This window comes from Pedobacter lusitanus, from assembly GCF_040026395.1.
GTDB lineage: Bacteria > Bacteroidota > Bacteroidia > Sphingobacteriales > Sphingobacteriaceae > Pedobacter > Pedobacter lusitanus.
Window position 1 is genome coordinate 3811848 of record NZ_CP157278.1, and the last position, 26425, is coordinate 3838272.

30 protein-coding genes are annotated in these 26425 nt (G+C 40.2%); 25 read left to right on the plus strand and 5 right to left on the minus strand.

From position 1 onward, the window contains the following. The first annotated feature begins 277 nt into the window (after positions 1 to 277). From PL_RS16410 to PL_RS16420, 3 genes are all read left to right on the plus strand, one after another. Positions 278 to 490, plus strand: a complete 213-nt coding sequence (locus PL_RS16410) for a hypothetical protein (RefSeq protein ID WP_041883976.1) — start codon at positions 278 to 280, stop codon at positions 488 to 490. A gap of 7 nt (positions 491 to 497) precedes the next feature. Then, the gene (locus PL_RS16415) at positions 498 to 1142 is read left to right on the plus strand and encodes a DUF3164 family protein (RefSeq protein WP_160292134.1); all 645 of its coding nucleotides are present in this window, start codon (positions 498 to 500) and stop codon (positions 1140 to 1142) included. Positions 1143 to 1203: 61 nt separating this feature from the next. Beyond that, positions 1204 to 1383, plus strand: coding sequence for a hypothetical protein (locus PL_RS16420; RefSeq protein WP_041883972.1), 180 nt, complete (start codon positions 1204 to 1206; stop codon positions 1381 to 1383). 114 nt (positions 1384 to 1497) lie between these two features. On the opposite strand, the gene PL_RS16425 is transcribed toward PL_RS16420, so the two are convergent. Continuing rightward, complete coding sequence (locus PL_RS16425; RefSeq protein ID WP_041883970.1) at positions 1498 to 1782, minus strand: hypothetical protein; 285 nt, start codon at positions 1780 to 1782, stop codon at positions 1498 to 1500. A gap of 431 nt (positions 1783 to 2213) precedes the next feature. Between PL_RS16425 and PL_RS16430 the strand changes: the two genes are divergently transcribed. The 22 genes from PL_RS16430 (at position 2214) to PL_RS16535 (ending at position 19348) form a co-directional block, all read left to right on the plus strand. Continuing rightward, on the plus strand, positions 2214 to 2753 hold the full coding sequence (locus PL_RS16430; RefSeq protein ID WP_041883968.1) for a TIGR02594 family protein: 540 nt from the start codon (positions 2214 to 2216) through the stop codon (positions 2751 to 2753). 14 nt (positions 2754 to 2767) lie between these two features. Next, a complete protein-coding gene (locus tag PL_RS16435) occupies positions 2768 to 3064 on the plus strand; it encodes a hypothetical protein (RefSeq protein WP_041883967.1) in 297 nt (98 codons plus the stop codon). An 80-nt stretch (positions 3065 to 3144) separates the two neighbouring features. After that, positions 3145 to 3867, plus strand: a complete 723-nt coding sequence (locus tag PL_RS16440; protein ID WP_041883965.1) for a hypothetical protein — start codon at positions 3145 to 3147, stop codon at positions 3865 to 3867. A 20-nt stretch (positions 3868 to 3887) separates the two neighbouring features. Continuing rightward, entirely contained in the window at positions 3888 to 4085 is a 198-nt protein-coding gene (locus PL_RS16445; RefSeq protein ID WP_041883963.1) for a hypothetical protein, read from the plus strand. Beyond that, positions 4082 to 5257 carry a DUF2586 family protein gene (locus PL_RS16450; protein WP_041883961.1) on the plus strand — a complete coding sequence of 392 codons (1176 nt, stop codon included), beginning with the start codon at positions 4082 to 4084 and terminating at the stop codon, positions 5255 to 5257. The genes PL_RS16445 and PL_RS16450 overlap by 4 nt, the downstream gene beginning before the upstream one ends. 6 nt (positions 5258 to 5263) lie before the next feature. Further along, positions 5264 to 5698 carry a hypothetical protein gene (locus PL_RS16455; protein ID WP_041883959.1) on the plus strand — a complete coding sequence of 145 codons (435 nt, stop codon included), beginning with the start codon at positions 5264 to 5266 and terminating at the stop codon, positions 5696 to 5698. 2 nt (positions 5699 to 5700) lie between these two features. Then, the gene (locus PL_RS16460; RefSeq protein ID WP_041883957.1) at positions 5701 to 6027 is read left to right on the plus strand and encodes a hypothetical protein; all 327 of its coding nucleotides are present in this window, start codon (positions 5701 to 5703) and stop codon (positions 6025 to 6027) included. A 300-nt stretch (positions 6028 to 6327) separates the two neighbouring features. Next, a complete protein-coding gene (locus tag PL_RS16465; protein ID WP_041883955.1) occupies positions 6328 to 8082 on the plus strand; it encodes a phage tail protein in 1755 nt (584 codons plus the stop codon). Between the two features lies 1 nt (position 8083). Beyond that, positions 8084 to 8695: a DUF6046 domain-containing protein gene (locus PL_RS16470; protein ID WP_041883953.1), complete on the plus strand. Its 612-nt coding sequence runs from the start codon at positions 8084 to 8086 to the stop codon at positions 8693 to 8695. Continuing rightward, on the plus strand, positions 8676 to 9677 hold the full coding sequence (locus PL_RS16475; RefSeq protein ID WP_041883951.1) for a hypothetical protein: 1002 nt from the start codon (positions 8676 to 8678) through the stop codon (positions 9675 to 9677). Before PL_RS16470 ends, PL_RS16475 begins: the two co-directional genes overlap by 20 nt. A gap of 2 nt (positions 9678 to 9679) precedes the next feature. Further along, entirely contained in the window at positions 9680 to 10153 is a 474-nt protein-coding gene (locus PL_RS16480) for a hypothetical protein (protein WP_041883949.1), read from the plus strand. Continuing rightward, complete coding sequence (locus tag PL_RS16485) at positions 10150 to 10368, plus strand: hypothetical protein (protein ID WP_041883947.1); 219 nt, start codon at positions 10150 to 10152, stop codon at positions 10366 to 10368. Before PL_RS16480 ends, PL_RS16485 begins: the two co-directional genes overlap by 4 nt. Before the next feature lies 1 nt (position 10369). Further along, positions 10370 to 10657, plus strand: coding sequence for a hypothetical protein (locus tag PL_RS16490; RefSeq protein WP_041883946.1), 288 nt, complete (start codon positions 10370 to 10372; stop codon positions 10655 to 10657). After that, complete coding sequence (locus PL_RS16495; RefSeq protein WP_041883944.1) at positions 10644 to 10934, plus strand: hypothetical protein; 291 nt, start codon at positions 10644 to 10646, stop codon at positions 10932 to 10934. The genes PL_RS16490 and PL_RS16495 overlap by 14 nt, the downstream gene beginning before the upstream one ends. Before the next feature lie 2 nt (positions 10935 to 10936). Continuing rightward, positions 10937 to 11788: a hypothetical protein gene (locus PL_RS16500; RefSeq protein WP_041883943.1), complete on the plus strand. Its 852-nt coding sequence runs from the start codon at positions 10937 to 10939 to the stop codon at positions 11786 to 11788. Continuing rightward, positions 11766 to 12233 carry a hypothetical protein gene (locus PL_RS16505; protein ID WP_041883942.1) on the plus strand — a complete coding sequence of 156 codons (468 nt, stop codon included), beginning with the start codon at positions 11766 to 11768 and terminating at the stop codon, positions 12231 to 12233. Before PL_RS16500 ends, PL_RS16505 begins: the two co-directional genes overlap by 23 nt. After that, complete coding sequence (locus PL_RS16510) at positions 12230 to 13069, plus strand: hypothetical protein (protein ID WP_041883941.1); 840 nt, start codon at positions 12230 to 12232, stop codon at positions 13067 to 13069. The genes PL_RS16505 and PL_RS16510 overlap by 4 nt, the downstream gene beginning before the upstream one ends. Positions 13070 to 13136: 67 nt before the next feature. Then, positions 13137 to 14771 carry a leucine-rich repeat protein gene (locus tag PL_RS16515; protein WP_041883939.1) on the plus strand — a complete coding sequence of 545 codons (1635 nt, stop codon included), beginning with the start codon at positions 13137 to 13139 and terminating at the stop codon, positions 14769 to 14771. Positions 14772 to 14795: 24 nt separating this feature from the next. Further along, positions 14796 to 16394 (plus strand): hypothetical protein, encoded by a 1599-nt coding sequence (locus PL_RS16520; RefSeq protein WP_041883938.1) that lies wholly within the window; start codon positions 14796 to 14798, stop codon positions 16392 to 16394. Positions 16395 to 16459: 65 nt separating this feature from the next. After that, entirely contained in the window at positions 16460 to 18022 is a 1563-nt protein-coding gene (locus PL_RS16525; protein WP_041883936.1) for a hypothetical protein, read from the plus strand. After that, positions 18009 to 18614, plus strand: coding sequence for a hypothetical protein (locus tag PL_RS16530; RefSeq protein WP_041883934.1), 606 nt, complete (start codon positions 18009 to 18011; stop codon positions 18612 to 18614). Before PL_RS16525 ends, PL_RS16530 begins: the two co-directional genes overlap by 14 nt. 44 nt (positions 18615 to 18658) lie before the next feature. After that, positions 18659 to 19348, plus strand: coding sequence for a TetR/AcrR family transcriptional regulator (locus PL_RS16535; RefSeq protein ID WP_152620349.1), 690 nt, complete (start codon positions 18659 to 18661; stop codon positions 19346 to 19348). Between the two features lie 269 nt (positions 19349 to 19617). Here PL_RS16535 and PL_RS16540 read toward each other — a convergent pair whose 3' ends face one another. The 4 genes from PL_RS16540 to metK form a co-directional block, all read right to left on the minus strand. Next, on the minus strand, positions 19618 to 22632 hold the full coding sequence (locus PL_RS16540; protein WP_200890775.1) for a glycoside hydrolase domain-containing protein: 3015 nt from the start codon (positions 22630 to 22632) through the stop codon (positions 19618 to 19620). A gap of 296 nt (positions 22633 to 22928) precedes the next feature. Next, the gene (locus tag PL_RS16545; protein ID WP_041883931.1) at positions 22929 to 23276 is read right to left on the minus strand and encodes a hypothetical protein; all 348 of its coding nucleotides are present in this window, start codon (positions 23274 to 23276) and stop codon (positions 22929 to 22931) included. A gap of 54 nt (positions 23277 to 23330) precedes the next feature. Continuing rightward, complete coding sequence (gene treA / locus PL_RS16550) at positions 23331 to 24881, minus strand: alpha,alpha-trehalase TreA (protein WP_041883930.1); 1551 nt, start codon at positions 24879 to 24881, stop codon at positions 23331 to 23333. Positions 24882 to 25153: 272 nt separating this feature from the next. Continuing rightward, positions 25154 to 26422, minus strand: a complete 1269-nt coding sequence (gene metK / locus PL_RS16555) for a methionine adenosyltransferase (protein WP_041883929.1) — start codon at positions 26420 to 26422, stop codon at positions 25154 to 25156. Positions 26423 to 26425: the final 3 nt, after the last annotated feature.

Consider the following 26425-nt stretch of genomic DNA (forward strand, 5'->3'; position numbering starts at 1 on the left):
ATGTTTGTTTTACCTAAACAAATGGCCTACATCTTTTACAAAGGTAAATAAAAAAGGAATAAATGCAACTATCAGACTATAAACGAACTATTGTAAAATTATATTGCAATACTCGATACAGTTAATTTGATAGAATGGCAATCAAATGAGAAAATTTGTCCACAAAAAGATGAAGGTATTAGTTGTTTTGATCACAGATTGAGTAAGTAATTAATATTCGCACTCAATATGTAAACAGGTTAACCCAGCTGAAATGTAAATTATTAAACCCTAAACTATGAATAACTCAATGGACAATCTGGTAGCCTACTACGCAGGAAGTGAAGTAAAAGTAATCAACGAATACCATCCGCATTTCTGTGCAATAGGACAGGTAATAGGTGGAGAAAACACCGATACAGGTTTCGGTCTGAAGATCAAACGTTTTGATACACAGGAGCAATTCTATGTGTATGATGCCAATCACTTAAAAATTACTAAAAGAAAATAATATGGAAATGATGAGAATTAACGCAACCGAATTAAGTATCAATCAGTTGGAAGGCTTACTCGCTGATCGTAAAAAACAAGAAAAAAACAGGAGAGCCAGGGCCAGAATGGATTATGAAATTGCACGGGATACTGACATTTCATCCCTGCTGGATGAGGCTGCAAAACTGCACTTTATGATACGCCTGTTTAAATCCAGAGTACACCAGGTAATGGCTGCCCAGGCCCAGAAAACAGCAGATTATGGGTTAATTCCAGCTACCAGCAAAGGTGGATTCAGTTTAACGAATAAGACAGGTAATAAGCGAGTAACCAGAAGGAGGGATACCGATCCTGTCTGGGATGAACGTGCGGTTAAAGCAATTGGTCTGATCAAGGATTTTTTGTGTGATACGGTAAAAAAGAGAGATGTAAAACTATTTGAGATACTCTTAAGTTTCCTGGAACGCAATCAGAATGGAGATCTTGAATATGCCAGAGTCTTTAATCTGATGCAGCATGAAGATAAGTTCGATGATGTCAGGTGGACTGAAGGGCTGCGTCTTTTGAAAGAAAGTTATAGCATTACGCTAAAAGGGTTTGCTTATGATTTCAAGTTGAAAAACGATGCCGGTAAGTGGGATCGTCTGGAATTGAATTTCTCGAGTTTATAAACCCATAAATATTAATAAACAAATTTCAAGCTCTCAGGAGCGCTCTTAAAAAATTATACTGATGGCAAAACAACAATTTATATCGAGAAATCAAGCTGTTAAAGATTACTTTGATGAGCTTGTAAAACAGAAACCCGAATGGCGTCTGGACGCACTGGAAGAAAAAACTGCGGCTAAATTTTATATTAGTCCCCGTACTGTCAGAGCAATTTTAAAAGGTGAAGGCAATTATGCCAGTTAAAACCTGCATTTTATAATCACCTCCCGGCGCCTGTTTTACATTCACCCTTCCCAAGGCTGTAAAACAGGCTTTTTTTGTAAACAGAGAAATACTGTCCCAATCGACAGTTATGGCTTACCAATCGTCGAAACCTTCTTCCAGTAAAGTGTTCTCTTCTGTGAAGCGTGATTCTTTCACCTTTACTCTATCGTTTTCAAAGTAACGTCTGGCCTCACTCAGAGAGCCCGTTTCTTCTTCTGCTTTCAGCAAATCGAAAACCTCCGGATCGTAGCCGTCTTCCTCTTCATTTCTACGCTGCCGGGCACTGTTTCCAGGGCCCTTCTTTCCTTTCAGAATTCCGTTTTTAGCCAGACTTTCTGCCTGGTCTTTTTTCTTGTTTTTTAAGATCAAATCGTTCATATCAAATGCTTTATAAGGACAAATCTCTATGAAAAATAAGGTTAAAAAAAAGTGGTGATCAATCGTTGTATCTGACTGATACAAAAAATGTTATGAGAATTACAATGCCTGATTACCAATTTTTTTAGCCCTGAAAAATGCTACACCTTTGTCATTGTAAGGACGACAAAATATCAGATGCAGCGCAAATTCAGTCCAGGTTTTTAAGCCTGAAAAATTCGGCTGTAACAGACAGATGAATCAGAAACATTCGTGTATTCAGACCAATGTTTTACGGCTATCATTTGCAATACTGATAGTCTCCTTCGAAATGCAGGAGACCTTAACGGACTCCTTTTAACAGGGTTAAATAAACAGGTGAAAAATGGCGGGGAGGCTTAGTGCCACCCGCATAACCCTAACCAGATTATGAAAAAATAAATTAAAGAGAGATGAGCGAATTACCACAAAAATTTAAATGGCTGGACAGTTTCAAATCTCCACGGATATGGGTGGAGGCCCGTAAGCACTATGGCTTACTGGAGATTCCCGGAAAAGACAGTAACCCCAATATTTTGAAATGGGCTAAAGAAACCGGCGTTTCGGGCTGGTATACAAATGATGACATTCCATGGTGCGGACTTTTTGTTGGGATTTGTGTGTTGAGGGCCGGATATCAAACAGTTGGAAGTAAACTGCTGGCTGCACTGGAATGGTCAGACTGGGGAGTTGAAGTGGAAAAAGGAAAAGAAGCTTTTAATGATATTCTGGTATTTAAACGTCCTGGCGGCGGCCATGTCGGGTTCTACTGTGGTGAAAATGAAAAAGCTTATCTGGTTTATGGCGGTAACCAGAGCAATGCCGTTGGCCTGGCCTGGATTGACAAAACCAGATTGGTAGCCTGCAGAAGAGCTGCCTTCAAAAATAAACCTGAAACTGTTAAAAAAATAAGATTAAATGATAGCGGAGCATTTTCAGAAAATGAAGCCTAAAAATTACATAGCCATTGGAAAATATACAAGAAAGCTTAGAGAAAATCTCTTTAAAGGAGATTGCACAAACCCCCTTTGCCTATGCACTTTATGTAATTACACTGGTTTTGGTCAGTGTGATTGTAACTGAGCGGTTTGATGCAAATACCGCAAAAGAGGATTGTGCAAAAAAGATAGAACAGCTTGAAGACATGGTTAAAGCAGAGCGAAGAGAGAAAGATGAGGTTTTTAAAGCCTACCTGATAGAGCGGTCAGCCAATCTGCAGATACAAAAAACAGTAGACAGTACAGCTATCAGTAAGTACAGATAAGCTATGCCTGTAAATCCCGGATAAAAGAATATACAAATAAAAATTATGCTGATGAAACCCTCAAAAACAAATTTAATCTGATGAAAACAAAAGGCTTACAACTGGCACTAATCATTGCAGTTTTCCTGATCGCCTGGCTTGGTTTTAAACTATACAGACTCGCTCCACCCTCATCATTGGCACTGCAGAAAGAGGTAAGACCACCTGCATTAATTGATGAAGCAAAAACAGCGGCAAAGATACTGGCAAGCGCTGTTGATGAAAAAGGTTACACGAAGGTTACCCTTGAAAGGAAGGCTGATATTATCGGCGATGGAGATATTACCAGGTTGCCAATAAGCAAGTCTGTTCTGGACAGTCTGCGGCTGGACAATCTCGATAAGACCAAAAAATTGCAGCAGGCTTCCTTAATCAATGCCAGTTTGAAAATTACAGCACTCAGAGCAACAGGTATTATTGACAGTTTACAAAAGAAGCGATATAGCTATCAGGATGAATATTTAACAGCGGGTTTCAGTCTGGATACGCTGGGTGGGACATTTGATATTAATTACCAGATCAAGCTATTGCGGCAAGATTATCAAAAACGGAAGAACTGGTTTTCTCCCTATGTGCAGTATACCGATATCCTGAGTCCGGATAAACGAATTACTATCAATGGTATGCAGACGCTGACAATTGCAGCACCTAAAGCCTCCCGTCTTGGGCTGAGCTTAACAGCCGGCTATTACTATAACCCTGTTCAAGGGCAGTTTATACCTGCGCTGGGGCTCGGCTTGTCTTACAACTTAGTACAATTTTAAACAATAATTAACCCGTCAACATGGCAAAAAGAAACAAAGGAACACCCGTGCTTAAAGCGCAAAAAGAGACAAATACAGTATTTGTTCCACATCCGGTTGTGGATGTGTATTACCTGACCAGTGATGGCAGTCCATTCTATCTGGAGTCTGCTGCTCAGGATTACGCTCAAGAGTTAAATAACAAAACAATTCAAAAAATAACAAAAACAAATCAATGAACGGTGTAAAATTCATCAGAGAAAATGGCGGACTTGCAAGACAGCTTTCAGGTAACGACCACATTAGCGGACTTATAGTTTATGGCGAAGCTGATACCCCAAAAAGATTAGTACTATCTGCAAACGAAGTAGATAATTTATCTGTAACAAACCCCGTGCTGGTTTACCATGTTCAGGAGTTTTTCAGGATCAATGAAGGCGCAAAACTTTATATCAAGGGTATTGCCGGATCGGATTCTCAGTTTACAGAGGTTAAAAATCTGCAGAACTTTGCCGAAGGTAATATCAGACAGATTGCAGTCTGTGACCTGGTTATGCCAGCAAGCTCGCTGATCACTGCAGTGCCGGCTTTGCAGGCAATCGCAAAAGAATTAGGTAATCAGAATATTCCATTAAGTATTTTATTATCTGTATTCACTACTCCGGCTGATATCCCGGCTTTAGTTAATCTGCATGAGCTTAATGCTGACCGCGTGAGTGTCGTTATTGGTCAGGATGCAGCCGGAAAAGGAAATTATCTGGCAAAAGCATTAACAACTCCGCGTAATATTTCATGTATCGGTGCAGTATTGGGCGCAGTATCAAAAGCAAATGTTCAGGAATCTATTGGCTGGGTTGAGAAACAAAATCTGGTATCTACTGCTTATCCGAAGCCAGCAGATGCAACAGCAGATATGGCCAGGGAGCTGGATGTACTTGGTTTGACTGATGGTTCGAAAATCAGAGATTATACGCCGTCACAATTACAGTCAATTCATGATAAGGGCTACATATTCGGTACAAAATATACAGGAATTGCGGGATCTTATTTAAATGACAGTTTCACAGCTGCAGCCTTAACCAGTGACTTCGCTTATATCGAAAATAACAGAACAATTGATAAAGCGATCAGAGAAGTTAACAAGGTGCTTTTACCAAAAGTTTCCGGCCCTGCATATGTAGATCCGGACACCGGAAAAATTCAGGCTTCAACAGCATCAGCATTAGAATCCATCTGTGATGAGGTTTTAGATCAGATGGTAAGAAGCGGTGAGCTGAGTGGTTATAAAGTAATCATTAACCCTGATCAGCCTATCCTGCAGACTTCAAAATTAGAGGTCGTATTAAAACTGGTACCAGTAGGAACCTTAAGAGAAATTACAGTAAAAATTGGTTTAACACTTCAAAAATAAATAAAAATGGGAATCACATTAGAGCCATTAATTAACGGTAGAGAGTATGGATGGGCGGATATTGTTGTCAATATCGATGCAGTACCCTTAACAGGTATCAGAGCCATCAAGTATGAAGAGGCCATGGAAAAAGAAAATATCTATGGCGCAGGCAGAAATCCGGTGAGCCGCGGCTATGGCCGAATTTCAACAACAGCTTCTATTACGCTGCTTGCCGGAACTGTATTTTCTTTAAAATCAGGTGCTCCAAAAGGTCAGTTACACCGTATTGCGCCATTTAGCATTACCGTAAACTATCAGCCGGAAGCAGGACCACTAATTACACATGTATTAAAAAACTGCGAGTTTAAAAAGAACACTTTTGACTGGAAAGAAGGTGATATGAGTAAAGAAGTAGAGTTAGAACTAATCGTTTCGCACGTAGTAGATAAAAGCAATTAATTATGGAAAATACCGAACAACTGGTTTGCGGACTTAGTGCTATTCAGATCCTGAAACTTAAAGAAAAGCATGGCTTTTTAATTTTGGGAGAAGTAAAGCAGGCCGGCACAACCTATCAGGCGATTTTCAAGGAGCCTGATTTCAAAACCCTGGAAGCTACGGGTGCAGTAGGAGAGAAAAATGCGATTAAAGGTACCATTGCATTATTTGATAATTGTGTGGTTGCCTCAGATGAAGCATTGAGCCAGCGAGACTTTTTAAAGTTAAAAGCTGTAGAATGTCTGGCGCAGCATATGAACTCTTTTAATGTTACCGTAAAAAACTTGTAGGCTCGCTTAATGGCGGGCCTGACAATAGCAAAACAGACACCGGAAGGTGGCAGGGCGATGCATTAATCCGCTCGAATTTCAGTGTCGATCCGGAAAGGTTACAACTAAGTGAATGGGCAAAATTACATGCCCAGGCACAATGGCTGGAACGCTGGCGACTTGAAAATCAGGCTGAATTATTCAAAGTAATGTTTGGTGGCTAGGGGTATTGTGTATAAAGCCGATACCCCGGCTTTTCATCCGCATTCAGTTCTGCAAACAAATAACAATTATATCAATTAAACAAAACAATATTCCAACATGGCTGACGGCGGCATTATTTTTCCTATTAATTTCATCACCAATGGCGACCCTGTTTTTGAGAATATAAAAAAAGGGTTAAAAACGATTGATGAAACGATCCAGAAAACGACCAAATCTATTGGTGATCTTCAAAAGGTTTTCTCCTTAAAACAATTAACGTCTGACCTGAACAAGGCATCAGAATCATTTATAAATCTCAGAGTCAGCTTTGCGGGAGCCATTCAGGCCGGCAGAGACGTAATTAATGCGGCAAGAGCACAGCCCGATCAGGCCCAGGGTATGGTTGGTATTGTAAGCGATTCAGTAGACAAACTCGGGACATTTGTTGGTCAGATGGGTACAGTAACCAGTGACATGGGGGGCGTGATGCAAACCATGGGACAGGTATCAGGCAGTATCGGGGAATTATCTTCTAACCTGGGCGGGGCTATGGGTAATGTAGGTGAGCTGATGACGAAGCTGGGCGGCTCTATGGAAAACATGGGAGGTGTTTCAGCGACTATTGGTAATGTGGTCGGCAATATCGGTGGTTATGCAAGTACTATAGGTGATACACTGGGCGGCGTAGGTGAAGTTATGGACACTGTGAACAAAAGTATGGGCAGTGTAGGTGGCCTGGTAGATGGTATTGGTAAAAGTATGGGCAGCTTAGGAACAGTAATCAGCACAGTCGGCTCAGGAATAAAAAATATCATCCCTGCTATAAGCGCGGTAGGAACTGCTATTATGAGTATTCCGGGGATCGGATGGATTATCGCTGGTATTGTCGCCGTTGTGGTGGCAGTTAAATTATTATGGGATAATTCTCAGCGTTTCCGCGAAATTCTCTTCAGTATCTGGGAAGTTGCGCAGGCCGTATTTTATAACATCGGCATTGTAATTAACAGGGTATGGGAACTGATCATTAAACCTGCAATAGACTTACTGTGGAATGGGTTTTCTGCCGCATTTGGTGCTGTGATGGTAGCTGCACAATGGGCCTGGGATGTCATTGGTGGTGGCTTACAATGGTTATGGTCATCCGTGATCATGCCCGTGGCAACCTTTATCTGGGACTTATATACCGGTATATTTTTGGGTATCTGGAACGTCATCAAATCTGTTTTTACTGCGATTTATAATTTTATATCGGCTATCTGGACCTGGATTACCAAAACATTCTCCGGTTTCGCAAAGTGGATTACCGACACGCTGATTAAACCGATCAGAGAGGCCTTTAGTGGTATCTGGAAGTGGATTACAGACTTATTCGATGGCATCATGGCTAAAATCATGAAACTGATCAAACCAATCAAAGAGCTGTGGAATAAGATTTTTTCTTCTGATGGGATGAAAGATCTGAAGGTTGCAGCTGAGGAAGGTAAAGAGAAGGGCCGAAAAAGTTTTGAGGATAGTCAGAATGAAAGAAATAAAGGAGGAGAATCAGGGACTGAGAAAAAAGGAGCCGGAAAGGACGCTCCTAAGGATGCAGGACTTGCGATTCCCAGCTTTAATCTTAAAGTCGCACCGGCACTCCCTGCAATGAGTCCGATTGGCGGAGTAGCCGCTACTCAGGTTATGAACAGCACTTCAGCGCCGAATAAAGGTACTTCTACCCAGAATGTAGGGAATCTGAATATTACCAAGCTGGTCGAAAACCTGAATATCTATAATCAAAACGGTACTACAATGAGTAAAGAAAGCATGGTCGCTATGGTGAAAGATGCCTTACTCACTGCGGTCGCAGATTTTTCACTAGTAAAAGCACAATAACATGGATAGTCCACTTAAAATACAATTACCTAACCGTAAACAGCTGGCAGCTGGAACGGTACAAAACCTGGCATTCCGCTTTGGGCTTGCCAAACCCTTTCAGGTCATAGATCAGCCAGGACCGGATTTTAAAATCCTGGATGACCTGGAAGGTGTTTCCTGGCTTACCTCTCTGGCCATACAACACGATTCGATTCCGGGTTCTTTCACTTTTGAAGAATGTATTATGACCCTGAACCTTGAGAAAACTATCGTTTCTACAGCGCTGCAAGGCAGAAACGGAACAATTAAAGAGTATGTGACCCAGGGTGATTACAGTATTACGATGGTTGCCGGTATTACACATTATGAGAACAGTAATCTGACTCCGGCTTTTACTGAATATCCGACAGATAAGATTAAGGAGCTTAACCGCTATCTGAATATTAAAGATTCACTTAAAGTACATAGTGAGTTTTTAGACTTCTTTAACATTGAGTCTGTTGTTATTCAGAAATTTTCACTGAACCAGGAAACTCACAGTAATCGTCAGGGAGTCTCGATAACGATGCTTTCAGATACCCCTTATGAAATCAAATTAAAACAGGAGAAAGATGTTAAGGTTGTGCAGTAGAACTACGATAACCCAGGCTGACGGAGAAAAACTGAGCTGGGAATTTGATTCATTGGTCAGCTGCACCATACAATCTGACATAAGCACTTTAACTGATACCTGTGAACTGGAGTTGCCCAAAAAGATTTCCTGGGAAGGAAATAAAAAAGGCGGATTACCAATAAAAAGAGGAGATAAAATAACGGTAAGACTGGGTTATGATGATGATTTAAAATTGCGTTTTTCAGGAATGATCAAAAACATTGAGACCAAAAATCCAGTAAAGATCAAATGTGAAGATGGGATGTATATCCTTAAACAGAAAAAACCAGAACCACTGGCTCTTAACGCTGCACCATTAAGTAAGGTTATAGAACACTTATTAAAGGGAACTGGGTTTAAGTTCAAACTCATTGATGAGACCCTGAATATTGGTAATTACCGTGTTTCCAAACCAACAGTTTCTGAAGAGCTGCAGGAGCTGAAGGAAAAATACATGCTGAATGCCTATTTCCGCAATATTGGGGAAGAAAGCATTTTGTATGTCGGGTTAACCTATCCGTTTGACAATCGCAGTAAAGTGAAGTTTCTTACCGGAAAGAATATCATCAGTGAAACCTTTGAATACCGGGATAAGAGTGAAGTCAAAGCGAAAGTTGTAGCGATCTCTTTTGACGAGAAACATGTGGAAACCAAGGTGGTATTAGGGGATGAAGATGGTAATGATATCATTCAGATCCGGATTGACGGGTTAACAGATCCGCAGCTTAGAAAATACGCACAGCAATCTCTGGATACCTATAAAGAAGAAGGACTTAAAGGAAGTTTTGAGGCTTTTGGGGAACCTCTGGTCAATACCTGTGATATGATTGAGATACAACCTGCTGAAGGTTCTGGCGGGACCTATCTGATCAAAAAGAATGAGGTCAGATTTGGAATCAGTGGTTACCGTCAGAAAATTGAGTTGGGGCAACCCATTAATATTAACAAAACCAAGGCATAGATATGAAAGAAATAATACAGGCTCTTGCCCGCACAGGGGATGAAGTATATGCCAAGATTGGAAGAGTAGTTACCGTTGACCTTGATAAAATGACCTGTAAAGTGCAGCCCATTGACGGTTCTTCAGAGATTCTTGGTGTTCATTTGCAGGCAGACAGTGATCATGGTGGTTTTCTGTTAGTTCCAAAAGAAAAAAGCCTGGTTTCAGTGGTGTTTGTCAATAAGGAAACTGCTGTACTGGCTAATTCAGGAGAATTGACCAGTGCATCCTTTCAGATTGAAAAAACAAAGCTTGAAATGACAGCTGAAGGTTTCCTGCTTCAAAAGGAGCAGGAAACTTTAAAAAAACTAATGCTCGATTTACTGGCTGCAATCAAATTAATGAAGTTCACAACCAATATGGGACCAACCATCAAGCTGATTAATGAAGCACAGTTTACCGCTATAGAAAACAGATTTAAAACCTTTTTAAAATGAGTTTAGACCAGCAAAGATTAAAGCAGAAAATCAAAACTGCTATTCAGGCCGAACAAACGGAAGAAAATAGTGCAAATACATCTTTGGATAAACTTTCAGAAGCTATATCACAAGCAGTGATTGCCGAAATCAAGGCTGTAAAGATAACTTATCTCGGTGGTTTGGCTAACTCAGGTGGCCCGGTAACAGGAACTATAAACTTGACAATAGAATAAGATGAAAGACATTTTACTAAAAGACGATGATGCATTGGTGGTCAGAGGCGATTTTTTGATCGAAGAATCTGATGCACAGCATGTAGAGCACCTCTTAAAAAGCAAACAGGGTGAATGGAAAGAAAATCCACATGCCGGAATTGACATCGGGCAGGCACAAAGTGGTACCATAGACCGCTTTTTGTACAGGAATATTCGCGTTCAGCTTGAAGCAGACGGCTTTATAGTTAAAGAGTTAGCGATCAATGAAAATGGAATAGACTTAAACGGAGCATATGAAGGAGTATAGAATTTATGAACAGCAAACGTGGTGGGATATTTCCATACATGAATATGGAACTGCTGAATTTGCTACTGATCTGGCTGTATTCAATAACTCCGGTCCGGCGGAAGATCTAATAGCCGGAACCCTGATTTTTCTGCCTGATTACAGATCTGAAAGACTGGTATTGCTCAGTATGAAAAATGTTCCGGCAACAGGCTTTGGCAAATTGGGTGAGGGAACAGTTAATAAACCCCAGGGTATAGACTACTGGGCAATTAGTTACGATTTTATAGTAAGTTAATTATGGCAAGAAGCATAGAACAAATACAAGCAGAAATAATACAGGCTAAAGAAGCCGATTCCGATTTGGATGTATTGAACAGTACAAGCAGAGTGGCCATCTGGCGATTGATAACTTTTGTTATTGCCGCTGCAATTTCCACCCTCGAAAAACTGTTTGATCTGCACAAACAAGAGACAGATACCAGGATCTCATTATTAAAACCACATACTGCAAGATGGTACAGAGAGAAAACGATGGCTTTCCAGTACGGTTTCCCACTGGTTCGTGATGCTGATTATTATGACAATAGTAAGGTGACGCCTGAACAGATTCAGAACAGTAAAATTATCAAATATGCTGCGGTAACTGAATCTGAAGACGAAAGTCGTCTGATTGTTAAAATCGCTACAGAAACGGCAGGGGATTTAGGGCCGATTACAGATGCGCAAAAATTAATCTTCGAAGCGTATATCTCCGAGATCAGGGATGCCGGAGTATCCATAGACGTTATTAATTTCTTGCCGGACAGGCTTTTCCTGGCCATTGACATCTATCGTGACCCGTTATTACTGGATGCACAGGGGAACAGTATTCTGAATGGTGGAAAACCAGTTGAAGAAGCGATTAGGCAATACCTCAGAGAGATGCCTTTCAATGGAGAGCTGATTCTGGCTTCGCTGGTAGACAAGTTGCAATTGGTACCAGGTGTAAAGATCCCTCATATTCTCAGTGCGCAAAGCAGCTGGGTAGACGGGGCTCCGGGTAATTACGGTACACCAAAGGAAATTATTGTGCGTCATACTCCGCTGTCGGGATATTTCGAAATCAAAGACTTTAGCAAAATTAATTATGTGGTACAAAATAGACTTTAAGAAGCTTACGGTTTTAATCCTGCCTACTTTTCTGAGACAGAATCTGATGGTGAGTTATATCCAGGCTTTGGTTACACCAGTTTCCATGCTGTACCAGCTATGGTATACCAGAAGAGAAGATAATTTGTATAAACTGGCACATAACGGGCAGGTTTGTTATCTGAGAAAGGCATTGAATGATCTGTTTGATAATGAATTAAGACGTATTTATATAGATAATGGTAACCGTTTCAAGCGGACCTATATCTATACCAGGGCAGAGAATCGGCCGCGTTATTTAAAGCGGTTATTTCTGCAGCCCAGTACAAGTTTCGCTGATACCGGTGCTGATTTCAAAGTGATGCTTCCGGCAGAGCTGAACATCCCGGCAAATTATTACCAGTTAAATGCATTGGTTGATTTTTATAAACTAGCAAGTAAACGATATACAATAGAAACGATATGAACAATATAAATTTTGAACAAACCGGAGGGTTTCCATTAGAGACCGATACATTAAATTTTATGCAGGCAAGTTATACCTCCCTGCAATCTGTTACTGCTTTAGGTGGCAGCAATTATATTTTGTCTGGTTGTACGGTTTCAGGAAGTACAGTTACAGACGGTTATGTTGTTTTAAATGGGGAGTTATTACCCTTTAGAGGTGGGCTGGTACAAACCAACATTGTGATCAGGGAAGATAAACAGCAACGTCCTTTTGAAAACGGACAGACCAAAGATGTTTTCTTTACCCGTTATGCACAATTTGGAACTGGTACAGGTGCGATCAATTGGGGCACGCTGCCCAGGCTGATGGATTTGCAGACCGTAGGTGCGGAGATTGCGAAAAAAGCACTTTCTGTAGATCTGGCAGCATTGAGAAATGAGGTCGATACCCTTAAAAAGATAGCAGCTCCTTTTTCTGGTGGCGGAGGTATGGTCTTATTTAAAAAGCCATTCAATCAGATCCCTTTGGGCTGGGCAGAAGTAGCCGAATGGCGTGGAAGATTACCTATGGGCTGGAATCCTGATGACTATAGATTTAGTAGTGTCGGGCAAAATGGAGGAGCTGCATCACATAGTTTAAATGAATCACAACTACCAATATTATCGAATGACAGGGCAGGGCTTCAGCGTCAGTCATACTGGGGTGAGAATGTTACTTCAAAAAACACAGATGATAGAGATTCAGGGAAAGAGCCAGATATTTTAAATCACATTGGCTGGCCGGGAACAGGGGCTCAGATTGACCATCTTAATCCTTACCGTATTGTGATGTTTATCGAATACGTAGGAGGATAACATGGCGAAACAAGCTTTAAGTATCTGCTAAAATCCAGTCCACCACCATAATTTTAATTAAAACAAAATGGCGAAACAAGCTTTAAATACAATAAAAAACTGGTTTAAGACCGGTTTAAAACCTTCTCAGCAGCAATTCTGGGATACCTGGGATTCTTTTTTGCATAAGGATGAGATGATTCCCACTGCAAGCATTGAAAATCTGGACAGGCGTTTCGATGAGAAAGCTGATCAGGAAGCTTTCTCAGGCCATTTGGCCGATGCTATTGCTCATGGGAGTAATAAGGTAGACAAAGAGCCTGGCAAGGGCCTGTCATCCAATGATTATACCGCTCAGGATAAACAAAAATTAGACAGGCTATACAACTTTGATGATACAGAGATACTGGATCAGCTTGAGGTAATCAATCTGAAAAACACGACTCAGGACACAGATATCGCTGGTCTTAAAGATTTGGCCGCAACTATAAACAGTAAAGAGAACATCATTGCTCCTGGTACCACTGCGCAGTACTTTCGGGGCGATAAGACCTGGCAAACGCTGGATAAGGGAATCGTTGGATTAAATAATCTTCCGGTTTATACAACTAACTATGATGCATTAGAAGGAGGACTGGGAGACGGTGATTTTTATAGAATGCCTGAATTTTTAGGGAACTATGCCGTAGCCGCAGCTTCGGTTAATATGGCTTCTCCAATTATCATTACTTTGACCGTTATCAGAGATAATTATACCATGAGTGATGGTAGTGTGATTTATAGTAGTAGTGGTCGGCCTATTGATTTTTTTATAGATTACGGTGATGGGGATTCCCAAAAATCCAACGGAATTACTGCAGCGATTAAACACACCTATAAAAAAGCAGGGACGTATAAAATAAAATTGTTTTTTTCCGATTATTCAATGGTTAATTCGGTTTATATAAGTGATAGTTGTGTCACTAAAACTGAAAATATATCGAGACTGAAGGACTTGCCTCTTTTTACAGTGTCGAAAGGTAATTTGGGTTATTTTAATACTAAAATGCCATCCAGGCTACAGGTGTTTGCTCTTTCTAATGGAGAAGATGGTAAAAATAATGATATCGTAACCGGCATTGATCTGGATATTTTTAACGATCATATTTCTTCGTATTTAGCGATACAGATTTTAGCCACTGCCCTGAATAAAATTGATTTCAACGTTGGATTACCAGCTAGTTTGGATAATATCGTTATAAGTATGAATAAGCAGTTGAAGAATATCAATCTGGATATGTTTAAGAACTGCGTCAATCTTAGATCTATTGACTTTAACCTGAATGATAATTTGAGCGAAGTGAATTCGACAATTAGCCTGCCTTCATCGTTAACACGGTTTTCAATGGATACCTCTAAAATAACTTCATTTAATCCGGACCGTTTTAAAAATTGTTTAAATCTATCTTTTATTGCAATTGAAAAGAGTAACCTGGCTTCATTTACACCTTTGGTATTTTTATCTCAGAGACTTAAGCAATTGAATCTGAAAGGCAATAAATTCTCAGTAGAGGAGGTGAATAATATTCTGATTGATTTAGATAAGCTTGAGTTTACCTCTCTGAGCGTTGAGTTGAACAATCAAAATCCTCCGGCTGTACCAACAGGAGCTGGTTTAGCTGCAAAAGAAAGGCTGATTGCGAAAGGATTTTCTATAACTACGGATACAGCTGCGGTTGAATAAAAACGTAATCATGAAATTATAAAAATGGCGAAACAAACTCTAAATACTATAAAAGACTGGTTTAATACCGGATTTAAGCCACTGCAACAACAATTCCGGGATACTTTTGATTCTTTCTGGCATAAGGACGAGGTTATCCCTGCGGCAAACATAGAAAATCTGGATATCCGTTTTGGTGAAAAAGCTGACAACGATAACTTTGCCAGGCATATCAGTGATCTTAATACACATGAGCTGGATCAGAAAGCCGGTCTTGCGGACCGGAATACTTTCCTGAAAGAGAATACATTTGTTAAACAGGTTCGTATACCTGGTCTGCTAACCGATGCTGGCCTGGAGTTGAATCCGGATCGGGATAACAATGAAGTAGTTAAAGGCTTTTCCGGCGAACTGTTTTTTGATACTGAAGACGGTACCTTATCGTATTCTTCTGTATCACGTGATTCAGGGGGGGTGTCACGTGAAATCTTTTCGGGAGCTAAGTTCAGCATAAAGCCGTCTGGTGATCTGGATGTATCCGGGTTGCTGAATGCCTCAGTGATATCATTAAGTGCAAATGATGGTTTTGAGCAGCATATTCAGCCGGCAGCAGTAGTTACAACTGAAGATACTGAGTTGTCTTTGCCTCAATTAAGTGGTATACTGGCCAGAAAAGAAGATATACCGGCCATCAGTGCCGGTAATAATATTACCATTACCGGTACACTTTTAAAACCAGTCATTAATGCCACGGTAGGAGGCGGGAATCTTACAGAGAGCAGCGGAAATTTTATTACTGAGGTCACTTATGAGGAATTAAATGCACTGATCCACACTGAAAGCCTTGTGCCAGGTAAAGAATATTGTATATCAGATTTTCAGAGCACTTTTGTTTATGCAGAACACAAGATAGCAGATAACCCGATTCCTAGTGAGTCTTTATATTACGGATCAGAAGTTTATTCTGGTCCGGTAGAACCGCTGATCGTTTTGGCCATCACTCCTGCTAAAATTCATGCAGTAGTCCGTTCAGCTAATTTCCCGGCTGATGAGATTGTTTATACTACACAAAATCTATATCGTGGAATATTAGCTTCGACAAAAGGTACTATACTGAGAAGAACGGATATGATGTTGAATAATACTGCCAATTTCGATTACAGACGCACAAAATTCCGGACTAATGGTGGAGAACCCCAGGATGCTTTGTATCTGTCGTCAAATTGCACCGTAGAGGCTTTAGGGGATTACGGGACTGTTACACCTGTGGTGATCATGGAGATGGAAAATTCAGTATTGTACTCTTTTAGTGGTGACATCATGAGAACATTGCGGGATTCGAATCTGCAAATGCTTACAGGCAGAATTTATTCTATTTCAGCCAATGTTTATAAATGTAATATAAAGGGAGAGCTAATTTATATAGACAGAAATTATACAGACACAAGATTTAGCCTTAATTACGTCTATGCGAGAATCGGACAGGTAAATAGTTCTTTACAGAATGATCGGGTATTACAATACCTGGCTAATCAACAACAACCCTCTGTTGTTGTTGAAGCAAGTGATCGTAGATTATATCTGCAGAAGATTGACAATACGGGCCTGGTCATCACAGAGAGACTGTCATATAGTGCGGTCTGATGTTTATTATTTCAGCAATCAAATAACCTTATCTGATAACTGGCAAAACAAATAAAATTATAGAAATGGCAAAACAAACTTTAAATATCATAAAGAACTGGTTTAGAACCGGTCTTAAACCTTCTCAGCAGCAATTTTGGGATACCTGGGACTCTTTCTGGCATAAAGACGCTATTATTCCGTCTGGTAATATTGAAAATCTCGATCTGCGTTTTGATCAGAAAGCAGATGCCGAAGCGTTGAACAGTCATATCAAGGATCAGACAGCCCATGGACTTAACCAGAAAGCCGGGTTGACTGATCAGAATATATTCGCCGCAGAGAATACATTTATCAATAAGATAAGGGTTCCAAAGGTGTTGACGGATACAGGAATAGATTTTAATCTCGATCTGAAAAATAAGATGGCCGTCAGTGGCTTTGCAGGGAAACTGACTTTTGGTATAGAAGACGGTACATTGTCGTTTACTGGTACACGAGCAGCAAAAGAAGGTTCGGCAGATCCATCCTTTGCTGGGGCTCAATTCAGAATCAGTTCAGATGGCGATACGGACATTCAGGGGAAACTTAATGCTTCGGGTTTATCATTTCCTACGGCTGATAATTTCTATCAGTATATCAGCCCGGCTGCAATAACAACTGAAAATACGGAGGTTTTTTTACCGGCTTTAAGCGGAACCCTGGCCAGAACAGCAGATATTCCTGTCCTGACTGCTGGTGATAATATTACGATCACCGGTACGGCTTTAAATCCAGTTATTAATGCGACTGGTGGCGGCGGCCCTGCGCTGATTTCGGTAACTTATGAGGAGTTAAATACGTTAATTGAAACCAGTAAACTGATACCGGAACAACAATATCTGCTCAGCGACTTTCAGAGTACTTTTATTTATGGTAATCATTTTATGGATGAAGAGCGGGAGGCAATTTATTTTGGGTCAGAAGTTTATTCAGGTGATATAGAGCCCTTAATTCTAAAGGCCTTGAGTAAAAATCAACTTTACCTTGAAGGTAAATCGACAGTCTATCAGAGTGATGAGGTATTATACAGTATAGAAAATCAAAAACGCGGCATACTGGCCTCAACTAAAGGTACCCTATTGAGAAGAATTGATAAAGAGTTTAACAATACAGCTAATTTTGATTATAGAGTTACCCGGTACAAAACCAATGGAGAAGAGCCTAAACAAGCTTTATATCTGACAAGAAACTGTACAATAGATGCGTTTGGACGTTATGATATGGTATATCCTGTAGTGATCCGTGAGATGGAGAATTCATACCTTAAATCGTATGAAGGAACCATTATGAACTCATTACGCAATTCAAAATTAGATATAGGATATAGAAGTATAACTTCCAGTATGGTGAATGTATATGGCTGCGAAATTACCGGACCACTATTTGGCATGTGGAAAAGTTATAAGAACGTTGGATCTGTAAGTCTATCTTATATTTATGCGAACACTGTTGAGTATATCGGCTGGATGACGGAAGAGGATGTCATTAAGCATTTGGCCAATAAGTCTTATCCTTCTTATGTGGTGCAAAGTGGTAATGCAATTTATCTCCAGAATAATGAGTCAACAGGAGTGACCACAACATTGATCAGTTATGTGCCGGTTTAATATTGCCACAACTAACTCCAGTCTGTCTGCAGACAGACTGGCTGATCTGATCCCATTACTTAACCAGTCTGTTATTCCTTTCCGGGTGTATACCGGAGAAATAACCTCGCTGAAATATGACGGACTATACAATGTAGCCAAACAGATTATCAGGGATCATACAGATGAGCCATATGTCATCTTCGCTGAGGATGATCTGGTACTGACCGAGTTTTTCAGTATGGAAAAGCTTAATACCTCTATTAATCAGGCTGCGGAATTAAATCTGGACATCCTGGCTACCGGAGCCTGGCTGAGTTATGAAGAGATTGCTGTTGCAGATGGTCTGCTGAAAATCGGGGGATTCAGGGGTACACAATTAACCGTGATTTTCAGACCGGCTTACCAGATTCTGCTGGATTCGCCGGTTTATAACCATTTTGAAGATACAATCAGCAAGTGTCAGCCTAAATTGCAGATCGGTTTGACCTTCCCTTTTCTCAGTAAACAGCGCGAAGATATCCCTTCTATGATAGTTGCTGAAAATCACAATTATCTTTTCCATGAAAATGAAGAAAAGATCAGTAAACAGTTAAATAAACAGGCGAAATAAATTTGCCGGGCTATTACACCAAAAGAGGTCATAAAACGCTATTTTTGGAGAAATGCCCTACGATAGAGACTATGCCGGAGAAAAATGATTTGCTTAAAGCAGAACCAAAAAACAGAAAATTGACAGAGCGTAAACTTATTGATGCAGTGGGGGAAATTATCCGGTCAAAAGGATACACGGGTTTGGGTGTAAATGCAATTGCCAAGATAGCCGGGGTCAGTAAAAAACTGATCTATCGTTATTTTGGTACTGTAGATCAGCTGATAGAGACCTACCTGATAGAAAGAGATTACTGGGTTACTTTCTCTAAGAAAGTCAGTGATGCGGCTGTCGCTGCAAATAAAAAACAAACGATGATTGAGTTTGCTTCAGGGATCTTTGAAAATCAGTTTGATTTCTTTTTTAATGAGGATGAAATGCAGCGGATTATTCTTTGGGAGATCTCTGAAAAAAGCAGCATTCTGAATGATCTGAGTAAAAAAAGGGAGACTATGGGAGAAGAGCTGCTGAAGTTAACTGACCCTTACTTTAAAGATTCAGATATCAATTTCAGGGCAGTTTCAGCGATCATTATTTGCGGCATATACTATTCCGTTTTACATACAAAAAAAAATACAAGTACCTTATGTGGTCTTGATCTCAATACCGAATCAGGAAGAAAGGAAATTACGAAAGCTGTGAGAAAGATTGTGGAACTGTGTTTTGCAAGCAAAAAGAAAAAGACCGTTTCATAGATACCTCATGGCAAAACACACCTAAAGCCATGAGGTATACTAAACTAATGTTGGTAAGAACGATTTCTAATCTTATAAAGATTCACACAAAACAAAGTTATACTACATTAATTCCCTAAGTGGTGACATAAGGCGAAAAAAGTGGAAATATATTTAGCTTAATTATTTTGTTAAAGCCCTATAAATTAGGTTGTTATGTATTTTAAAAAATACAGACTAAATAAATAATTTAATAAGTCGTTTTATAATCAGTAAATGACCGCTGAAAATCATTCAATGATGAGCATTAATCCCTGTCCTTTTTTTACTATTATTTCTTCGTTTGCCGCAATAGTCTGAGCTGTCTGGAAGTTTTTAATTGCAGGAGCAGTCAGCGTAGCTTTTTTCGGATCAATTCCTAAAGCTTTCCAGTCAATTACCAGTTTGACTTTAGTATCTTCCTTAGCCCAGCTTGCTATAGCTACCAGAGCTTTTTTGTCCTTTAGATAAACAGTAGCGAGCACATCCTGCTGCGTGGTCTTAACCGGATTGTTTTTTACCCAGTATCCGATCATGCGGCTTTGTCTGATGCCAAAATTATCCCATGTTTTCCAAATTGGACGAGGATCGGCATTCGCTGACCATGGCATACGGTTAGTCATCCCATAAACCATTCCTCTCCATGGATTGCCACCACCTTCAAGCATTTCACCCATTAATCCAAAAGGAATTCCTGAAATTTCTGTCAGATAAAAATCCTGTGTATTGTTTTCATAATCAAAGTTTTCTCCAAACCACAGCCTGTTTAAATAAGGGAAATGATCCATGTATAAATTGGCACTGTTGTTAAAACCATCACGCTTATTATACTGATTGGCAGAATGCAGATCAATAATACCCGGATGCCCGTTTTGAGTCAGTACCCTTTTGATTCTTTTCATGGTTGTTCTGTCATAAGCTACATCATCCAGATAGATGCCGTCAATACCGATGTTTTGTACCAGCCAGCTCATTCCTTCCACGTAGTAATTATGCCAGCGGCTCATACCGCTGTTGATAATTGCAGCATCTTTTACCTCAGGTACATACCAGGCAGCAATATAATCCGCATTCAGATGCTCCTGTAGCCAGGCATAACCTCCGCCTTTACCCTTTGAAAAGACCTCATGGCCCAGACTTCTAAGCGGAGCGAGTTCATATGCGCTGTTTGAAACTTCACGTACAGTGTTATAGATTTTTACTTTCAGCCCCAGGTGATGTGCAGAATCTATATAATTCTTCATCGCATCATGAGCAATAAAAGGGTAATTGATATAGGGATTTATTGCTGTTCCATGATGAATATTAACCACAGTGGCACCGGTAGCCTTAATAGTATCCACGTTGTTGTATTTGTGATAGTATCTGGTTGCCCACTGATCCCCGGTATTGAGTGTATGGAAAGGGGTAATCATTAAATTGAAATTATAGTGAAGCGTGTCACCGGCTTTCATTTCTCTTGCGCCGCTGTAATTGGTTACAGAAGTATTCAGGGCATTTTGCTGAATATCTATTCCGCCTTTATCATGATTTCCCCATGAAGAAGGTAATAAGAGTGGTTTATCCAGATAGAAGTTTGTATTTAACGGACGCGTGTAATGTTCATCCTTCAGAGCGAAACGTATACCAGCATTTACAGCACCTATCCAGGCTCCGTCCTGATTTTTGTGTGCTACATCCCATTTCCATTTGTAATCTGCAGGTATTTTTCCTCCTTTGAGATTCAGCCCCATCATATATTCGGCTACCTCTTTTTTGAAAGGGATGACCATTCTGATATCTTTCAGATTAACGTCGCTTAACGCTGTCAGTTTTACAGAATAATTTACAAAACCATCAAATTCCAGGCTCGCTTTAATATCCATCTGCAATTTAGAAGAGGTATTTGTAGCTGTCCATATGACTTCGCCTGGTTCAACCTGCCGGATTGTTGGTTTGCCGGTTTTCCATTTCAGTGCTGTACCATCTGTCTGTTCAGCGATCAGTGCAAATGGAGAAGCTAATAAAGGACGTGCCTGCTGATCGATTGCTGTCATCTCTTCGGTAAAGAAAGACTCAATCTGCGCTGGCATACCATCATTTCCGAGAATTAGTTTCCGGCCCAGCAAGCTAATCGTATTACCATTGATTTTTAAAGGAATATATGGCCCGATCAAGTCGTTTTTCTGACCTAAAGAAGAATTCAGCCAGGTTAAGCGGGTTTGTTTCCAGGGCTCGTTTACACCACCATTAACGGCTGTTTTCTGGCTGACCACTAAATTGATCTGTACAGGAACAGGTGCTGTTCCGTTAGCCGTTACTGTTACGGTTCCACGATAAGTAGCCGGATTTGTATTTTTTGGGATATCCAGCAAACACCATAAAGACTGAATATCATTTTTGTTAATATCTACCTGTTTGCTGAGTATTTTATTATCCCAGTTTATGCCGTCAGTGTTTAGGCAGGAAATGAGCTTAGCAGGGATGACATCACCCGCAGAGCTTTTTAAATCAGTGAATTTCAATTTCACATTATGCAGATCCTTTGAGGCAGCAAATAATCCCAGCTGAAAACTGAAATTTTCACCACGATCTGCAGTATCTGTAAAAGTTTTGCCTGTTCCTTTCAGAATCCAGCGTAAAGGGAGGTCTTTCTCCATTTTTACAGGATGGAGTCTGTCTTCCGGGAAAATCAGGTAAGGCTGATCTTTGTTTTTTGAAATTAATGCATTTACTTCTTTTGCAGTGGCGATAACCTCCATCGGATAAAAGCTGTTTAACTGGTTAAAAGATTCCAGATAATCAATTTTAGCTGTGATGGGTTTACTGGTTATTTTATTAGTCCACGCTACAGCGGTGCGATCATTAGGCTTTTTGTAAATTGCTGTGGGGTAATTTGATCCGGGCTGAACATGGAAAGGCAGATAGTAAATATAATAAGTGCCTGCACCTGAAACCGGCTCAAAATATATTGTTCCGGTTTCTCTTGAAAGTGATTCTGTTTTCACGTTTAAGATCCGCTGGTTTGAACGGGCATCTATCACGATGATTTCTTTGTTTGCCGGATTATCTTTTCTGCGCCATTCAATCACTGCTCTGGCTACCGGGCCTGAGACCGGAACCTGAACTACAGCACGATGATTTCCCAGTGAATCTGCATCCCAGGTACTATTGCCGGATACATATTTTAATTGCTGTGCCTGACTACCCGTACCGGCAGTACTTAAAAATAAAGCGATCCCGAAGACTGCTTTTGATAAAAAGTTTGGTTTGATTAATTTGAACATGACCTTAGGTTAGGTTGATTTGCCTGACATGAAGGTATTCATTTTAATCCCGAAAGACCTGAAAAGGGATCCGTTTTAGGCCCGAATTTCTACGCAAACGTTTGAAATGGTGCAGCATTAAACCTTTCCTGAAAGCTCCTTTACAGATAAGTAACTGTGTATTTCAGCCCGGCTATGCATCAATGAGGTGATCCTGTTTCCAGGCAGTGAAGAGATGAAAGAACTGCCTCCGGAATTAGGGAAATAATCTGCACAAAGGGAAGTCCATTCTTTTTTCCTTTGTGCAGATCAGTTGTTTATTTAAATAATTCCTGCAGATCTCTGTCAGCAGTAGGGATTTTTTTCAGAAAATCATCAAACCCCGTTCCTTCCTGAGAACTGTACATTCCATAGGCATCTATAATATAACCGATCTGACCTTCTTTATCTTCCAGTAAATAAAGGACAGAATTATCTCCCGGATCTGAATCACCTTCAAAACGATAAGTTTTTATAATAGTCAGATCCTCCGGGTTATAGATTTTGTGCAGACCGACCCCTTGCATCTTACCATGATCCGTCATCTTTATTTCGTTATCTAGCCCTTTTTGCCTTAGTTTTTCTAAAATCTGGCTAAGTGTGTTCATTTCAGCTGGTTGTTCCATAATAAAGGTTGTTTGCCTATTAAAACAAAGCCTTTTATAAATGGTTTTCTTTTTTTACAGCGTATAACCGTATTTCTTCATCAGTGAAAGTAATACGCCATTTGTCCATCCGAACCCGTCCTGAGAGGCGTATTCTCCACCTCCGGCCTTCAGTTGAAGATCAACAACATTATATTTCTCCATTAATTTGCCTGTTCTTTTGTAAACGTTGGTGTTTAAATCGATCCAGCGTACAGAAATATCTTTTTCCAGGTCATGGAAACCATAATTACCCAGTCCGTTAATGGCTATCCATTGCAAAGGGGCCCATCCGTTAGGCGCATCCCACTGCTGATGCGTGTTCAGTGGTGTAGAAACCAATCCGCCTGGTTTAAGGAATTTTTGCTGTAATATGTTTTTGGCCAGTTTAGCCTGTCTGAGATCTGCAAGATTGAAAAACAGCGGATACATGCCTGCCAGACTTAGTACCGGAGCCTGTTTTTTTGTTTTGATATTGTAATCCGTGAACCAGGATTGCTGCGGAGACCAGAAATATTTTTGCATACTGGTTTTTCTTTTTAAAGCCAGGGCGCGGAACTGTTTTTCTTTGGCTGTATCCTTTTGAAGAGCATAACATTGCTGCAGGGTAACTTCCAGGTTATAGAGTAAACAATTTAAATCCACAGGGACTATTTGTGTGGTTTGAATGGTTTTTAACTGCATGCCGTCTGCGAGCCATCTGCTGCTGAAATCCCATCCGCTTTCTGCTGCAGATCTGATATCACGATACACTTCGGGGTTATTTTGTGCTGCCTGTCTGCCGATTAGTACATCTTCTTTATAAGATTCTTGTCTGGGTGTATTTAACTGGTCATAATAGCGGTTTAACTTGCTGCCGTCAGGCATGACCACTACATGTCTGGTTGGTGCTGACTGATCCATCCAGTATGCATATTCTTTTTCCAGAACAGGTAAATAAGTGCTGTATATAGCTTCTCCCTTAATTTTGGCAAGCAGGCCAATCATCAGGGAGAAAAACGGAGGTTGTGATCTGCTGAGGTAATAATTTCTGTTTCCATTTGGAATATGTCCGTTCTGATCTATCAGGTAGGCGAAGTTTTTGATCATATTCTCAATGGTTTCATTTTCTCCCGAAACCTGTAAACCCAGCATAGTGAAATAACTGTCCCAATAATAAACCTCTCTGAAGCGTCCGCCTGGTACAATATAAGGAGACGGCAGATCAAGCAGGGAGCTGTTCGCAATTTTTGCTGCCGGTTTACGGCGCAGTGCTTCCCATAGTTCATTAATATGTGCTGCAACTGGTTTGTTGGCTGTGATGACAGCAGTCGTAGCGGTATCAGGGAGGATAAAGTTCTCTTTAACAAAATTCAGCGTACTGAAGCTGGTATTGGCCTTTTTCAGTGCAATGTAATCTGCCAGAATTTTAGCAGGCTCTCTTTTAGGGATACAGTCTACAAATGTTTTTCCGTCTTTAAGTACGTTCTGCATTTGTACATCAATAAATAATTGTCCGTATAACTGATCAGGAGTTTTAGTCTGCGCTTTAACACTTCCAAATTGAAGCCCTATAAACAGGATTAATATAAATCTGTGCATCATCATATTTTATTATTGAATAATAATAATACGATTTATTCCGGGTTTTATCTGCCTGTATATGAATTAATATCAGGGACCCTGTGAGTCCACCCCGAGTCCACAATGAGTCCACGTTGAGTCCACCTTTTTGCGTAAAAAGGTGGACTCGCTATGGAGTTGTGATGAACCTGATGCGGACAGGCAGGAATGCAGACCGCAGGACAACCGGATGTTAAACAAAAAAAGAGCGGTGTCTGTACAGACACCGCTCTTTCAATTATGAATATTATACCGGATTATAGAGAAAATGCTTTTTTAACAGCATCTACATAGTCTAATTTTTCCCAGGTAAATAATTCTACTGTGATTTCTTTTTCAACACCGTTAGAAGCTTTGAATACTTTGGTGATTACTTCGTTATTTTTACCAAAGTGACCATAAGCTGCAGTTTCTGAATAAATCGGGTTTCTCAGTTTTAAACGGGTTTCAATACCATAAGGAGTCATGTCGAAGATTTTTTCTACTTCTTTCGCTATCTGACCATCAGTAAGTAATTTGCCGTCTGCGTCTTTAACTTTTGCAGTACCGTAAGTATTTACGTAAATACCCATAGGCTGAGCAACACCGATTGCATAAGATACCTGAACCAGGATTTCGTCTGCAACACCGGCAGCTACCAGGTTTTTTGCAATATGTCTGGTTGCATAAGCGGCAGAACGGTCAACTTTAGAAGGATCTTTTCCTGAAAAAGCACCACCACCATGTGCACCTTTACCACCATAAGTATCAACGATGATTTTTCTTCCTGTCAGACCTGTATCACCATGCGGACCACCAATAACGAATTTACCGGTTGGGTTAATGTGATATTTAATATCCTTGTTGAACAGTTTGCTGAACTGAGGATATTGACTTGATACACGTGGAATCAGGATATTGATAATATCGTCATTTATCTTTTTAAGCATGGCAGGCTCATCGTCGAAATCATCATGTTGTGTAGAGACAACGATAGAATCGATTCTTACCGGCTCATTGTTATCATTATACTCTAAAGTAACCTGAGATTTTGCATCAGGACGCAGGTAGGTGATTTCAGTGTTTTCGCGACGGATTGCAGCTAATTCAATCAGAATTTTGTGTGCAAGATCCAGTGCAAGAGGCATGAAGTTTTCAGTTTCTCTTGTTGCGTAACCAAACATCATTCCCTGGTCACCAGCTCCCTGAGTTGTTTTGTCTTCTTTATCTACACCCTGATTGATATCAGGAGATTGCTCGTGAATTGCAGAAAGCACACTACAAGAGTTACTGTCAAACATATATTCACCTTTAGTATAACCAATTTTATTGATTACTTCTCTTGCGATCTTCTGGACATCAAGATAGGCGGTTGATTTTACTTCGCCAGCCAGGAAAACCTGTCCGGTAGTTACTAAAGTTTCACAGGCAACTTTTGATTCAGGATCAAATGCTAAAAAATTATCAATTAGTGCATCCGAAATTTGATCTGCTACTTTATCAGGATGGCCTTCAGAAACAGATTCTGATGTAAATAAATATGACATTTT

Excerpts from the sequence above, each read along its gene's own strand:
- PL_RS16510 (WP_041883941.1), top strand. The coding sequence starts at position 12,230 with ATGAACAATATAAATTTTGAACAAACCGGAGGGTTTCCATTAGAGACC.
- PL_RS16425 (WP_041883970.1), bottom strand. The coding sequence starts at position 1,782 with ATGAACGATTTGATCTTAAAAAACAAGAAAAAAGACCAGGCAGAAAGT.
- PL_RS16450 (WP_041883961.1), top strand. The coding sequence starts at position 4,082 with ATGAACGGTGTAAAATTCATCAGAGAAAATGGCGGACTTGCAAGACAG.
- PL_RS16490 (WP_041883946.1), top strand. The coding sequence starts at position 10,370 with ATGAAAGACATTTTACTAAAAGACGATGATGCATTGGTGGTCAGAGGC.
- PL_RS16470 (WP_041883953.1), top strand. The coding sequence starts at position 8,084 with ATGGATAGTCCACTTAAAATACAATTACCTAACCGTAAACAGCTGGCA.
- PL_RS16420 (WP_041883972.1), top strand. The coding sequence starts at position 1,204 with ATGGCAAAACAACAATTTATATCGAGAAATCAAGCTGTTAAAGATTAC.
- PL_RS16495 (WP_041883944.1), top strand. The coding sequence starts at position 10,644 with ATGAAGGAGTATAGAATTTATGAACAGCAAACGTGGTGGGATATTTCC.
- PL_RS16440 (WP_041883965.1), top strand. The coding sequence starts at position 3,145 with ATGAAAACAAAAGGCTTACAACTGGCACTAATCATTGCAGTTTTCCTG.
- PL_RS16545 (WP_041883931.1), bottom strand. The coding sequence starts at position 23,276 with ATGGAACAACCAGCTGAAATGAACACACTTAGCCAGATTTTAGAAAAA.
- PL_RS16475 (WP_041883951.1), top strand. The coding sequence starts at position 8,676 with ATGTTAAGGTTGTGCAGTAGAACTACGATAACCCAGGCTGACGGAGAA.
- PL_RS16430 (WP_041883968.1), top strand. The coding sequence starts at position 2,214 with ATGAGCGAATTACCACAAAAATTTAAATGGCTGGACAGTTTCAAATCT.
- PL_RS16455 (WP_041883959.1), top strand. The coding sequence starts at position 5,264 with ATGGGAATCACATTAGAGCCATTAATTAACGGTAGAGAGTATGGATGG.
- PL_RS16410 (WP_041883976.1), top strand. The coding sequence starts at position 278 with ATGAATAACTCAATGGACAATCTGGTAGCCTACTACGCAGGAAGTGAA.
- PL_RS16460 (WP_041883957.1), top strand. The coding sequence starts at position 5,701 with ATGGAAAATACCGAACAACTGGTTTGCGGACTTAGTGCTATTCAGATC.
- PL_RS16445 (WP_041883963.1), top strand. The coding sequence starts at position 3,888 with ATGGCAAAAAGAAACAAAGGAACACCCGTGCTTAAAGCGCAAAAAGAG.
- PL_RS16525 (WP_041883936.1), top strand. The coding sequence starts at position 16,460 with ATGGCAAAACAAACTTTAAATATCATAAAGAACTGGTTTAGAACCGGT.
- PL_RS16480 (WP_041883949.1), top strand. The coding sequence starts at position 9,680 with ATGAAAGAAATAATACAGGCTCTTGCCCGCACAGGGGATGAAGTATAT.
- PL_RS16515 (WP_041883939.1), top strand. The coding sequence starts at position 13,137 with ATGGCGAAACAAGCTTTAAATACAATAAAAAACTGGTTTAAGACCGGT.
- PL_RS16505 (WP_041883942.1), top strand. The coding sequence starts at position 11,766 with ATGTGGTACAAAATAGACTTTAAGAAGCTTACGGTTTTAATCCTGCCT.
- metK (WP_041883929.1), bottom strand. The coding sequence starts at position 26,422 with ATGTCATATTTATTTACATCAGAATCTGTTTCTGAAGGCCATCCTGAT.
- PL_RS16485 (WP_041883947.1), top strand. The coding sequence starts at position 10,150 with ATGAGTTTAGACCAGCAAAGATTAAAGCAGAAAATCAAAACTGCTATT.
- treA (WP_041883930.1), bottom strand. The coding sequence starts at position 24,881 with ATGATGATGCACAGATTTATATTAATCCTGTTTATAGGGCTTCAATTT.
- PL_RS16465 (WP_041883955.1), top strand. The coding sequence starts at position 6,328 with ATGGCTGACGGCGGCATTATTTTTCCTATTAATTTCATCACCAATGGC.
- PL_RS16500 (WP_041883943.1), top strand. The coding sequence starts at position 10,937 with ATGGCAAGAAGCATAGAACAAATACAAGCAGAAATAATACAGGCTAAA.
- PL_RS16520 (WP_041883938.1), top strand. The coding sequence starts at position 14,796 with ATGGCGAAACAAACTCTAAATACTATAAAAGACTGGTTTAATACCGGA.
- PL_RS16540 (WP_200890775.1), bottom strand. The coding sequence starts at position 22,632 with ATGTTCAAATTAATCAAACCAAACTTTTTATCAAAAGCAGTCTTCGGG.
- PL_RS16415 (WP_160292134.1), top strand. The coding sequence starts at position 498 with ATGATGAGAATTAACGCAACCGAATTAAGTATCAATCAGTTGGAAGGC.
- PL_RS16530 (WP_041883934.1), top strand. The coding sequence starts at position 18,009 with ATGTGCCGGTTTAATATTGCCACAACTAACTCCAGTCTGTCTGCAGAC.